At 69.7% G+C, this 12,458-nt stretch carries 9 protein-coding genes and 1 riboswitch; of the genes, 8 read left to right on the top strand and 1 reads right to left on the bottom strand.

Annotated features, from left to right (window positions below; genetic code table 11):
• The first annotated feature begins 11 nt into the window (after positions 1 to 11).
• The 8 genes from ACFVUT_RS16705 (at position 12) to ACFVUT_RS16670 (ending at position 9,622) form a co-directional block, all read left to right on the top strand.
• Positions 12 to 956: a transglycosylase family protein gene (locus tag ACFVUT_RS16705; RefSeq protein ID WP_389649026.1), complete on the top strand. Its 945-nt coding sequence runs from the start codon at positions 12 to 14 to the stop codon at positions 954 to 956.
• 300 nt (positions 957 to 1,256) lie between these two features.
• Positions 1,257 to 1,430, top strand: a riboswitch (cyclic di-AMP (ydaO/yuaA leader).
• Between the two features lie 3 nt (positions 1,431 to 1,433).
• A complete protein-coding gene (locus ACFVUT_RS16700) occupies positions 1,434 to 2,186 on the top strand; it encodes a transglycosylase family protein (RefSeq protein ID WP_389649029.1) in 753 nt (250 codons plus the stop codon).
• Positions 2,187 to 2,489: 303 nt separating this feature from the next.
• Positions 2,490 to 3,770: a phosphopyruvate hydratase gene (gene eno / locus ACFVUT_RS16695; RefSeq protein WP_389649032.1), complete on the top strand. Its 1,281-nt coding sequence runs from the start codon at positions 2,490 to 2,492 to the stop codon at positions 3,768 to 3,770.
• A gap of 101 nt (positions 3,771 to 3,871) precedes the next feature.
• Positions 3,872 to 4,342 (top strand): septum formation initiator family protein, encoded by a 471-nt coding sequence (locus ACFVUT_RS16690; RefSeq protein ID WP_389649035.1) that lies wholly within the window; start codon positions 3,872 to 3,874, stop codon positions 4,340 to 4,342.
• 60 nt (positions 4,343 to 4,402) lie between these two features.
• Entirely contained in the window at positions 4,403 to 4,945 is a 543-nt protein-coding gene (locus ACFVUT_RS16685; RefSeq protein WP_389649038.1) for a DUF501 domain-containing protein, read from the top strand.
• 125 nt (positions 4,946 to 5,070) lie between these two features.
• Positions 5,071 to 6,024, top strand: coding sequence for an exopolyphosphatase (locus tag ACFVUT_RS16680; RefSeq protein ID WP_389649040.1), 954 nt, complete (start codon positions 5,071 to 5,073; stop codon positions 6,022 to 6,024).
• 573 nt (positions 6,025 to 6,597) lie between these two features.
• A complete protein-coding gene (locus ACFVUT_RS16675) occupies positions 6,598 to 7,986 on the top strand; it encodes an NAD(P)/FAD-dependent oxidoreductase (protein WP_389649043.1) in 1,389 nt (462 codons plus the stop codon).
• Between the two features lie 331 nt (positions 7,987 to 8,317).
• Positions 8,318 to 9,622, top strand: a complete 1,305-nt coding sequence (locus ACFVUT_RS16670; RefSeq protein WP_389649046.1) for a class I SAM-dependent methyltransferase — start codon at positions 8,318 to 8,320, stop codon at positions 9,620 to 9,622.
• A gap of 256 nt (positions 9,623 to 9,878) precedes the next feature.
• Here the strand turns inward: ACFVUT_RS16670 and ACFVUT_RS16665 are convergent, their stop codons facing one another.
• Positions 9,879 to 12,407 (bottom strand): ABC transporter permease, encoded by a 2,529-nt coding sequence (locus ACFVUT_RS16665; protein WP_389649049.1) that lies wholly within the window; start codon positions 12,405 to 12,407, stop codon positions 9,879 to 9,881.
• Positions 12,408 to 12,458: the final 51 nt, after the last annotated feature.

The raw sequence follows: 12,458 nt of genomic DNA, 5'->3' as shown, positions 1-12,458 counted from the left end.
AAGGCAACCCCATGGGCTCCGCGAACGGCAGACACCGTCGCCCTCGTCAGGCACCCGCCATCGTCGTCGCCGCGGGCGTGACCGGATCGGCCATCGCCATCCCGCTGCTCGGCGCGGCCGGTGCGCACGCGGCCGACGCCACGACCTGGGACCGTGTGGCCGAGTGCGAGAGCGGCGGCATGTGGAGCGCCGACCTCGGCAACGACTTCTACGGCGGCCTGCAGCTCTCGCAGGAGATCTGGAAGGCGTACGGCGGTGAGTCGTACGCCCCGCGTGCCGACCTCGCCAGCCGTGCGCAGCAGATCGCCGTGGCCGAGAAGGTCCTCGACGACCGGGGGCCGCAGGCGTGGCCCAGCTGTGCGGTCATCTCCGGCCTCGCGGTGGACGGGACGCTGCCGGGTGTCGACCCGGGCGCCGTGCCCTCCGCCGACCCGACGCAGAGCGCGGAGCCGGCTGACGGCGCGTCGGCCACCCCGTCCGACAGCGCCACGCCGTCCGACGACGCGTCGAGCGGTACGGGTGACGCGAAGGGCTCGGGCGGCACCGGCGCGTCGGCCGGTGAGGCCACGCCGTCAGCGAAGCCCTCGGCCACCGCGTCCTCCGACCGGTCCTCTTCATCCGACGCGTCCGATTCATCCGATTCGTCCAGTGGGGTGGGTGGCAAGCACCGCGGCACGCCGGCCTCCGAGGCAAGCGGCGGAGTGGCCGGTGGCGGCGACCGCGAGTCCGGCCGCCATGCCTCGCGCGGTGATGCCGGTGCGCGCGACGCCGGCGTGGCGGCGACCGACGGCGCGTACACCGTTCGCCCCGGCGACAACCTCTGGGCGATTGCTGATGCACAGAACATCCCCGGTGGGTGGCCCGCGCTCTATGAGGCCAACAAGGGTGTCGTCGGCTCCGATCCGGACCTCATTCTCCCTGGCCAGAGCCTTGATCTCGACCTGAAGTCCGAGTGAGTGCGGTCTGAAAATCGTCTAAAAGAGCCCCAAAAGTCGGGGTAGTTCAGGGACCTATGTCCACTTATGCGTAAGTGAGACATGGGTCTCTTTGCGTCAACTGGCGTGTCGCCGCTGGAGAGCCCCGCCGCATCGCGTCCCACCTGCGGAAACGACGGTTCCTCAGATGCAAGTAAGGGATGATTGTCCGATGTGTCCTTCTTTGAATGTCGGGGTTGCGTATGTTTACGGTCGGAACCGCTCGCACCGCGGGCCCCGTCGACCGTCACGCCGAATCCTGCCGTCGGTCGAAGGGAACAGACGCGTAAAGCGCCGTAGGCAGGAGCGGGGGACCCAGGTAAGCGCCTGGTCCCGATCGTCGAAAGACGCATCAGGACCCGGCTTGGGGTGAAGTCGCGTGCTAGGACGTGCGACCGGGCAACTCACTTGGCCCGAACCCGACAGCTCACCTCGTAGGCGTCGGTGAGGAGAAGTTCCATGCTGTTTTCCAGCAAGGGCAAGCACCGCCGCCCGTCCAAGGCCGTCCGTATCGCCACGCTCGCCGGTGTCGCCGGCACCGCTGTCGCCGTACCGCTGATGGGAGCGACCGGCGCCTCCGCCGCGTCCGTCGCCACCTGGGACGCCGTCGCCCAGTGCGAGTCCGGTGGCAACTGGTCCATCAACACCGGCAACGGCTACTACGGCGGTCTGCAGTTCTCGCAGTCCAGCTGGGCCGCCGCAGGCGGTACGCAGTACGCTTCCCGCGCCGACCTGGCCACCAAGGCTCAGCAGATCGCCACCGCCGAGCGGCTCCTCGACCTGCAGGGTCCGGGTGCCTGGGGCTGCGCCTCCGCGGGCAACCTGACCAATGACGGTGTCGACCCGGGCGTCGACACCGGCTCCTCCGCGGGCAAGTCCTCCGCCGCCACCCAGCAGCAGAGCACCCCGGCCGCGCCGAAGCAGCAGGCCCAGCCGAAGAAGGCCGAGCGCACCGAGGCTCCCGCCGCCTCCCGTTCGGACCGCTCCGCCGCCCCGAAGGCCGAGTCGAAGAAGACCGTCACCACCCCGACCGGCGAGAAGGTCAAGAAGGGCGACGGCGAGTACAAGGTCGTCTCCGGCGACTCCCTGAGCAAGATCGCCGCCGACCACAAGGTCAAGGGTGGCTGGCAGCGGCTGTTCGAGCTGAACAAGGACATCGTCAAGGACGCCGACCTGATCTACCCGGGTCAGCAGCTGCACCTGACGAAGTAGTCCCCGGCTCTCTCCCCCGAGCACCCCGGCCCGGCGCGCAATCCCCCGTATGCGCCGGGCCGGGGTTTTTCCCGCGCGGGGGCGTGCGGGCGGCGTTCGGGGCAAACGGGGCGACCGTTCAACTGTTGTAGTTACTGGTCAGTAAATTTCTGGCCTTTTGTCCGGCGGTGGGCGCCCTTGGGTCCTTTTTCGTCCCAGGGGACGGGCGTTCGTCCGGCTGACCGGGCCGGGCCGGTTAGGCTCTTGTCGCAAGGCCAAAGTGACCCTGCACAACCAGTGTCATATCCCAGAAGGAGATGCCTCGTGCCGTCCATCGACGTCGTCGTAGCCCGGGAAATCCTCGACTCCCGGGGGAACCCCACGGTCGAGGTCGAGGTTGGCCTCGACGACGGCAGCACGGGCCGTGCTGCCGTGCCGTCCGGCGCCTCCACCGGTGCGTTCGAGGCCATTGAGCTTCGCGACGGTGACCCCAACCGCTACCAGGGCAAGGGCGTGGAGAAGGCCGTCCTCGCCGTGATCGAGCAGATCGGCCCGGAGCTCGTCGGCTACGACGCGACCGAGCAGCGGCTGATCGACCAGGCGATGTTCGACCTGGACGCCACCGAGAACAAGGGCTCGCTCGGCGCCAACGCCATCCTCGGCGTCTCGCTCGCCGTGGCCCACGCGGCCTCCGAGGCTTCGGACCTGCCGCTGTTCCGCTACCTCGGCGGCCCGAACGCGCACCTGCTGCCCGTTCCGATGATGAACATCCTCAACGGTGGGTCGCACGCCGACTCCAACGTGGACATCCAGGAGTTCATGATCGCCCCGATCGGTGCGGAGTCCTTCTCCGAGGCGCTGCGCTGGGGCGCCGAGGTCTACCACACGCTGAAGAAGGTCCTGAAGACCAAGGGCCTCTCCACCGGTCTCGGCGACGAGGGCGGCTTCGCGCCGAACCTGGAGTCCAACCGCGCCGCCCTCGACCTCATCCTTGAGGCCATCAAGGAAGCCGGCTACGCCCCGGGCAAGGACATCGCGCTCGCGCTCGACGTCGCCGCGTCCGAGTTCTACAAGGACGGCTCGTACGAGTTCGAGGGCAAGTCCCGCTCGGCCGCCGAGATGACCGAGTACTACGGGGAGCTCGTCGACGCGTACCCGCTGGTCTCCATCGAGGACCCGCTGTACGAGGACGACTGGGCCGGCTGGAAGGTCATCACCGACAAGCTCGGCGCCAAGGTCCAGCTCGTCGGCGACGACCTGTTCGTCACCAACCCGGAGCGCCTGGCCCGCGGCATCGAGGAGGGCTCCGCCAACGCCCTGCTCGTCAAGGTCAACCAGATCGGTTCGCTGACCGAGACCCTGGACGCCGTCGAGCTGGCCCAGCGCAACGGCTTCAAGTGCATGATGTCGCACCGCTCCGGTGAGACCGAGGACGTCACCATCGCCGACCTGGCCGTCGCCACCAACTGCGGTCAGATCAAGACCGGTGCCCCGGCCCGCTCCGAGCGCGTCGCCAAGTACAACCAGCTGCTGCGCATCGAGGAGATCCTCGACGACGCCGCGGTGTACGCGGGCCGCTCCGCGTTCCCGCGCTTCAAGGGCTGAGCCCCGGCCCTTCGAGGCCGACGGTCCTGGCATCCCTCCGTCCCCGCGCTCGGTCCCGTACCGTGTGCGGGGACGGACGTGCGTAATGGGGAGGCGGAGACATGGCCGCGAAGGACCGGGACCGGTTCTCCACCGCGACCCGGCTGCGGCTGCTCGGAGAGCAGACCGCCGCCCGTGTCTACCGGTCACAGACCCGCCGTCAGGCCCGCCGCTCCCGGCTCACCGGCCGGGCGGCGTTCCTCGCCCTCGTCGTCTGCTCCCTGGTGGTGGCGCTCGCGTACCCGATGCGGCAGTACGTGTCGCAGCAGGACGAGATCGCCGAACAGGAACGCCAGGCGCAGGAGGCACGGGCCCGCACCGAGGAGCTGCGCGACGAGAAGGCGCGCCTCCAGGACGACGCGTACGTCAAGCAGCTGGCCCGCAAGCATCTGCACTACCTTCTCCCCGGGGAGACCGGCTACACGGTGATCGACCCCGACGCGGTCAAGGAGCGCAACGGCGAGAAGGACGCGTCCGGCCGGCCGTGGCACTCCAACCTCTGGGACGGCGTCGACAGCGCCGACCGCGACTGACTCTCTTCATCCCTCTGCAGAACCCGCAGTTCGAGCAGCCCGATCAGAACCTAGGCAGGCATGGAAACCCCCCCTCCGCAGACCGAGTCCACCGCGCCCACCGAGGCGGACATCGCAGCGTTCCAGCAGCAGCTGGGCCGTCCGCCGCGCGGGCTGCGCGCGATCGCGCACCGCTGCCCGTGCGGGAACCCGGACGTGGTCGAGACGCAGCCACGGCTGGAGGACGGCACGCCGTTCCCGACGACGTACTACCTGACGTGCCCGCGTGCCGCCTCCGCGATCGGCACACTGGAGGCGAACGGTGTCATGAAGGAGATGACCGAGCGCCTCGGTACGGACCCGGAACTGGCCGCCGCGTACCGGGCCGCGCACGAGGACTACATCGCCCGGCGGGACGCGATCGAGGTGCTGGAGGGATTCCCGAGCGCGGGGGGCATGCCGGACCGGGTGAAGTGCCTGCACGTGCTGGTCGGGCACGCCCTGGCCGCGGGGCCCGGCGTGAACCCGCTCGGTGACGAGGCGATCGCGATGCTGCCGGAGTGGTGGCGCAAGGGGCCGTGCGTGACGCCCTGCCGGCCCGCGGACGCGGACGACGCGGCCTGACCGCCTCCCCGCGACGCCCGCACCGGCCCCCGGAGGCGCCCGATCGCCTCCCGGGGCTCCGCCCCCGGGATCCCCGGACCCCCGCTCCCCGTACGTCGGAGGGGCTCGATTCCTCAGGAGCATCCATGACTCGCGTGGCCGCCGTCGACTGCGGTACCAACTCCGTCCGCCTGCTCGTCGCCGACGCGGACCCGTCCACCGGTGAGCTCGTCGAGCTCGACCGCCGGATGGAGATCGTCCGCCTCGGCCAGGGCGTGGACCGCACCGGCCGGCTCGCGCCCGAGGCCCTGGAGCGGACGTTCGCCGCCTGCCGCCAGTACGCGGAGGTGATCAGGAAGCACGGGGCGCGGAAGACACGCTTCGTCGCCACCTCCGCCTCGCGCGACGCGGAGAACAGGGACGAGTTCGTCCGCGGTGTGCTGGACATCCTGGGCGTCGAGCCCGAGGTGATCAGCGGTGACCAGGAGGCGGAGTTCTCCTTCACCGGCGCCACCAAGGAGCTGGCGGGCCGCGATCACCTCGCGAAGCCGTATCTCGTCGTGGACATCGGCGGCGGCTCCACCGAGTTCGTCGTCGGCGACGACCATGTGCGGGCCGCGCGCTCCGTCGACATCGGCTGCGTACGGATGACCGAGCGGCACCTCGTGCGCGACGGTGTCGTGAGCGATCCGCCGACGCCCGGTCAGATCGCCGCGATCCGTGCCGACATCGACGCGGCGCTCGACCTCGCCGAAGAGACGGTCCCGCTCACCGGCGCCGCCACCCTCGTCGGCCTCGCCGGGACGGTCACCACCGTCGCCGCGATCGCCCTGGGGCTCGACGCGTACGACTCCGAGGCGATCCACCACTCCCGGATCTCCCTCGGCCAGGTCCAGGAGATCACCGCACGGCTCCTCGCCTCCACCCACGCCGAGCGTGCCGCGATCGGCGCGATGCATCCGGGACGGGTCGACGTGATCACCGCGGGGGCGCTCATCCTGCTCGCCGTGATGAAGCGGAGCGGGGCCCAGGAGGTCGTCGTCAGCGAGCACGACATCCTCGACGGCATCGCCTGGCACGCGGCACTCGACGACGAGTGACGTGTCCGTTGCGCAGGCGGCCCGGATCCTCGGACTCCGGGCCGCCTGCGCTCAGCCTGCGCGGTGGACGTCGCGCCGGTCGCCGACCTCGACGGCGAGGATGATGCGTCGGCCGGCCGTGTGGGCCGGCTCGTGCGGGCGGGCCCTCCGCAGGGTGCGGAACAGGCGCTCATGCGCATCCCGGCCTGCACCTTTGAGCCTTCGTGGGCCACCTGAGGGGTGCGTCGCGAGACACGTCGCGACGAAGTTCGTGAACTTCTTCACAAGGAATTCGGCCCTGTGGGGGGCTCTTCTGCTCCGTATGGGCATCCGGAGCCGCTTTCGGGCTGGTTCCGCGTCGATACGGGACTGTTCCGGGCGCGTTGCCGACGCATGAATCGGAGCCGCGGATCACCCGTTCCGGAGGCTCAAGGGCCAGCTCACAGGCGGTGACAACGTCCTGGACCCCGCTTGTGGTTCCCGGCTGGTGCCATGACCTCGATCACGTGGGTGGCGGAGTGTAGCAGAGGGTCGGCCCTAGCTTGTGAAGGGGCGCACGAGGTTGCCCCCCGAGGGGGGTGGATACTCGATGCCATGAGCACCACGGAGCGTCCCAGGATCCTCGTAGTAGGCGGTGGGTACGTAGGCCTGTACGCAGCTCGACGCATTCTGAAGAAGATGCGCTACGGCGAGGCGACCGTCACGGTCGTCGACCCGCGCTCGTACATGACGTACCAGCCCTTCCTCCCCGAAGCTGCTGCCGGCAGCATCTCGCCTCGGCATGTCGTCGTCCCGCTGCGACGCGTACTGCCGAAGGCCGAGGTTCTCACCGGCCGCGTCACGACCATCGATCAGGACCGCAAGGTCGCCACGGTCGCGCCGCTCGTCGGCGAGGCCTACGAGCTGCCCTTCGACTACCTGGTCATCGCGATGGGCGCGGTCTCCCGCACCTTCCCGATCCCCGGCCTCGCCGAACAGGGCATCGGCATGAAGGGCATCGAGGAGGCCATCGGCCTGCGCAACCACGTCCTTGAGCAGCTGGACAAGGCCGACTCGACGACCGATGAGGACGTCCGCCGCCGTGCGTTGACGTTCGTCTTCGTGGGCGGCGGGTTCGCCGGCGCGGAGACCATCGGCGAGGTCGAGGACATGGCCCGCGACGCGGCGAAGTACTACACGAACGTGAAGCGTGAGGACATGCGCTTCATCCTCGTCGACGCCGCCGACAAGATCCTTCCCGAGGTCGGCCCGAAGCTGGGCACGTGGGGCCGGGAGCACCTGGAGTCCCGCGGTGTCGAGGTCTTCCTCTCGACCTCCATGGACTCCTGCGTCGACGGCCACGTCGTGCTGAAGAACGGCCTGGAGGTCGACTCCAACACGATCGTGTGGACGGCCGGCGTGAAGCCGAACCCGGCGCTGGCCCGCTTCGGCCTGCCGCTCGGTCCGCGCGGTCACGTGGACACCTCCGAGAAGCTCCAGGTGCAGGGCACCGACTACATCTGGGCCGCGGGCGACAACGCCCAGGTGCCGGACATGATCGGCCGCAGGGCCGGCAACCCCAACGCCTGGTGCCCGCCGAACGCCCAGCACGCGCTGCGTCAGGCCAAGGTCCTCGGCGACAACGTCATCTCCGGGATGCGCGGCTTCCCGCAGAAGGAATACAGCCACGCCAACAAGGGTGCCGTCGCCGGTCTGGGGCTGCACAAGGGCGTCGCGATGATCGTCATGGGCAAGATGAAGATCAAGCTCAAGGGCCGTCTCGCCTGGTACATGCACCGTGGCTACCACGGTCTGGCGATGCCGACCTGGAACCGCAAGATCCGGATCTTCGCCGACTGGACCCTTGCGATGTTCCTCAAGCGCGAGGTCGTCTCGCTGGGTGCCATGGAGACGCCGCGCGAGGAGTTCTACGAGGCCGCCAAGCCGGCCCCGGCACCGGCCGCCGTCAAGGAGGCCGAGGGCGAGAAGGCCAAGGCCTCCTAGTCCGCCCGCGGGTCCACTCACCCGCGCAGTACGCGCAGTACGCCCGAAGGGGCCGTCCGCCATCCGTGGTGCGGAACGGCCCCTTCGGCGTTCCCGGGCGCGCGCGGCGGGGCGAGCAAGGGGATTGCGGGCCGCCCGCACGCGGGTATATGTGTCCTACAAGTATTTTGCCTTTTCCTTGCGCGGTGGCGGGATGGCCCGTACTCCGCAGACTGTTGACGGGGAGGTACCTCGTCGCGGCACCGCGGGTGCCCGGCGTGGTTGCAGGCATGTTCGTGCATGTTCGGGCATGTTTGGGCACATTGGGAACACCATCATGGAGGTGTGCGCCATGGCAGACGCCGCGTTGCGGCTGACCGCTCTCGCCGAGGAGTTGCTGGGAGAAAAGCTGCCGGTCCGTATCCGGGCCTGGGACGGCAGCGAATCCGGACCGCCCGGTGCCCCCGTTCTGATCGTCCGAAGCCGCCGCGCACTGCGCCGACTGCTCTGGAAGCCGGGCGAACTGGGCCTGGCCCGCGCCTGGGTGGCGGGCGAGCTGGACATCGAAGGCGATCTGTACGAGGCCCTGGACCTGCTGGCCTCGCTGATCTGGGACCGCGGCGAGGCGGCCACGGACAGCGTCCACCCGGTCCGCGACCCGAAGGTGCGGGCCTTCGCCAAGGGGCTGTTGCAGCTGGCGGGCCCCTGGCTCCCGCCGTCCCCGCCGCCCGAGGAGGTGCGCCGCCGCAGCGGCGCCCTCCACACCAAGCGGCGCGACAAGGAAGCCATCAGCCACCACTACGACGTGGGCAATGATTTCTACGCATTGGTCCTCGGTCCGTCCATGGTCTACTCCTGCGCGTACTGGGCGGACGGCGGGACTCTGGAGGACGCCCAGCGTGACAAGCTCGACCTGGTCTGCCGCAAGCTCGCCCTGAAGGAGGGCGACCGTCTCCTCGACGTCGGCTGCGGCTGGGGCTCCATGGCCATCCACGCCGCCCGCGAGTACGGCGCCCGGGTCACCGGAGTGACCCTCTCCGTCGAACAGGCCGCCTTCGCCAGGAAACGCATCGCGGAAGAGGGCCTGACCGACCGGATCGAGATCCGGGTCCAGGACTACCGGGACGTCAGGGACGGCCCGTACGACGCCATCTCGTCCATCGGCATGGCCGAGCACGTCGGCTCGGTCCGCTTCCGGGAGTACGCCGACGATCTCCACGCCCTCCTCAAGCCCGGCGGCCGGCTGCTCAACCACCAGATCGCCCGGCGGCCCGAGAAGGACGAGTCCGCGTACCACGTGGACGATTTCATCGACGCCTACGTCTTCCCGGACGGCGAACTGGCGCCCGTGGGACGGACGCTGGCCACCCTCGAAGAAGCGGGCTTCGAGGCCCGTGACGTCGAGTCGATCCGCGAACACTACGCACTGACCCTGCGCACCTGGGTCGCCAACCTGGAGAAGGACTGGGACCGCGCGGTCCGGATGGCCTCGCCGGGACGGGCCAGGGTCTGGCGCCTCTACATGGCCGCGTCGGCCCTTTCCTTCGAGCACAACAAGATCGGCGTCAACCAGATCCTCGTGGTGCGCCCGGCGCAGGGCGGGTCCTCCCGCATGCCGCTGCGGGCCCGCGACTGGACGGCGTCAGCGACTGCCTGACGGCACGTCGCGTTGATGCCGGTGCCGGTGCCGGTGCCGGTGTCGGTGCCTGCACCGGCATCAACGGCACCGGGACGGTACGGCCGAGGGCCGGTACCCGCAGCTGTGCACTGCGCGTACCGGCCCTTGGCCGTACAGGTCCTCGGTTGATCCGGTCCGTGGCCCTTCCGGTCCTCGGCCGGCCGCCTCCCGTTCCGGCCGCCTGCCGACCAGTCCCCTGCCGTCCCGGCCCGGTCCGCCCGGACCCGGCGGGCCGCTACTCGGTCTTGATCGCCGTGAGCATGTTCAGCTTCGCCGCGCTGCGGGCCGGCCAGAGCGAGGCCAGCACGCCCACCGCCCCTGCCAGCAGCAGGAAGACCGCGATCCTGTCCCACGGGACGATCAGGGTGTACTGCGGGATGGACGAGGCGACGGTCTGCCCGATCGCCCAGCCGAGGAACGTCCCGAGGCCGATACCGACCACCGCGCCGAAGAGCGAGATGACCACGGCCTCCAGCCGGATCATGCGCTTCACCCGGCGCCGGTCCAGACCGATCGCCCGCAGCATGCCGATCTCCTGCTGGCGTTCGAAGACCGACATCGCCAGGGTGTTGACGACCCCGAGCACCGCGATGATCAGGGCCATCGCCAGGAGTCCGTACATGATGTTCATCGCGAGGTTGATGGAGCCGCCGAACAGGTCCCGGATGTCCTGACGGTCCATGACGCTCATCGCCGGGTTGTCGCCCAGCGCGTCCACCAGGGCCTGCTCGCCGGCGGCGGTCGCGCCGCCGTCCATCGTCAGCCAGACCTCCCGGATGTCCGACTGGGGTTCGTGCGCGTCGGCGACCTTCTTCGCCATCACGACCGGCGAGAGGAACTCGTTGTCCTTGAAGACCGCGCCGATCGTCAGCTCGCCCTTCTTGTCGTCGTCGAACGTCACCGGGAGGGTGTCGCCGGTCTTCCAGCCGTTCGACCGGGCGGTCTTCTCCGCGACCGCGAACTCGCCGTGGTCGAGTGAATCGAGCGAACCGGAGACCGTGTCGAGGGTGAAGACCTTCTGTACGTCGCCGGGGGTGACGGCGGAGGCGGAGTGGTACTTGTCGTCGATCCGCACCGAGGTGGCCTGCTGCGGCGAGATCGCCGAGACACCGTCCGCCTTCTCCAGGGCGGTGAGTGCCGACTCGTCGAGCGGGTTGCCGCTCGCCATCGACACCATGTAATCGGCCTTGATGTTGTCCGTCGTCACCCGGTCGACCGCCCGGCCGAGGGTGACACCGAGGACCGAGATGCAGGTGACCAGGGTGAGCCCGATCGCCAGTGCGGAGGCGGTGGCTCCGGTACGTCGCGGATTACGGACGGCGTTCTGTGCGGCCAGCTTGCCGGAGACCCCGAACAGGCGCTTCAGCAGCGGACGGACCAGTGCGATGACCGGCCGCGACAGCAGCGGGATCAGCACGATGACACCGATCAGCGTCAGGAAGGCACCGCCGGCGATGGTGACCTGGCCGGTCGATCCGGCCGTTGCCGCGCCCGCGGTGATCGCCGCGCCGCCGAGCAGGGTGAGCGCCGCGCCGATCGAGTTGCGCAGGACCAGGGACTTGACGGTGGCCGTCGCGTGCACGCTGTTCATCGCCGCCACCGGCGGGATCTTCGCGGCCCGGCGGGCGGGCAGCCAGGCGGCCAGCACCGTGATCAGGACGCCGACGCCGAACGCGGCGCCGACCGTGGTGGGCGAGACGATGAGCGGTCCGGCCGGGATCTTGCCACCGATCAGGCTCATCGCCGAGCGCAGGCCCGTGGCGAGGCCGAGACCGACGAGGAAGCCGACGACGGACGCGAGCGCGCCGACCACGCCCGCTTCGAGGAGCACGGAGCGCTTGACCTGGCGGCGGGAGGCGCCGATGGCGCGCATCAGTGCCAGCTCCTTGGTGCGCTGGGCGACCAGCATCGAGAAGGTGTTGGCGATCAGGAAGACCCCGACGAAGAGTGCGACGCCCGCGAAGGCGAGCAGCAGGTTGTTGAGGTGGCTCAGACCCTTCTCGATCTGCTGGGCCTGCTCGTCGGCGAGTGCCGTGCCGGTCTTGGCCTCGGCGTCCTCGGGCAGCAGCGGCTCGATGCCGGCCAGCAGCTTCGCGGCGGAGGCGCCGGTCGCGGCGGAGACGTTGACGTCCTTGAACTCGCCCGGCCTGAGGTACAGCTTCTGGGCGACCGGGGTGTCGAAGAGGACCAGGCTGCCGCCCGCGTTCACCGCGCCGTCCTCGGTGGTGAAGACACCGGAGAGGGTGTACTCCTTCACCGGTCCGTTCGTGGCGACCCGGACCCGGTCACCGACGTGGTACTTGCCCTTCTTCGCGGTCTGCTCGTCGAGTGCGATCCGGTCGGCCGCGTCCGGCCCCTTGCCGTCGACGAAGGTGTACGCGGAGTCCTTGCCGTTCCTGCCGGGGAAGTAGTTCCCTCCGGTGTTCGACCAGCCGTTGCCGATCAGCTTCCCGTCGGGGTCGGCGACCCCGGCGAAGCCGGAGACCCGGCCGGTGGCGGTGTCCACACCGTCCAGGTCCTGGATCTTCTTCAGCGTGGCGGCGGTGATGGCGGGGGTCTTCTCGTCGCGCTGGTCGGCCCAGGTGGTGACGGCGACGGCGACGTCGTCGTAGCTCTTCGCCGACTGGTTGCGGAAGGCGTTGCCGAGGGTGTCGGTGAAGACCAGGATGCCGGAGACGAAGGCGACGCCGAGCATCACGGCGAGGACGGTCATCAGCAGCCTGGCCTTGTGCGCGAGCACATTGCGCAGGGCAGTACGGAACATGTCTGTCAGTCCTGGAGGGGAAGGGGTCCGGAAGAGGGCGCGGGGAAGGGA

It is taken from the genome of Streptomyces sp. NPDC058051 (assembly GCF_042885475.1).
Taxonomy (GTDB): domain Bacteria; phylum Actinomycetota; class Actinomycetes; order Streptomycetales; family Streptomycetaceae; genus Streptomyces.
The sequence above is the reverse complement of the archived record's forward strand: the minus strand, read 5'-3'. Positions and strand labels throughout refer to the sequence as shown.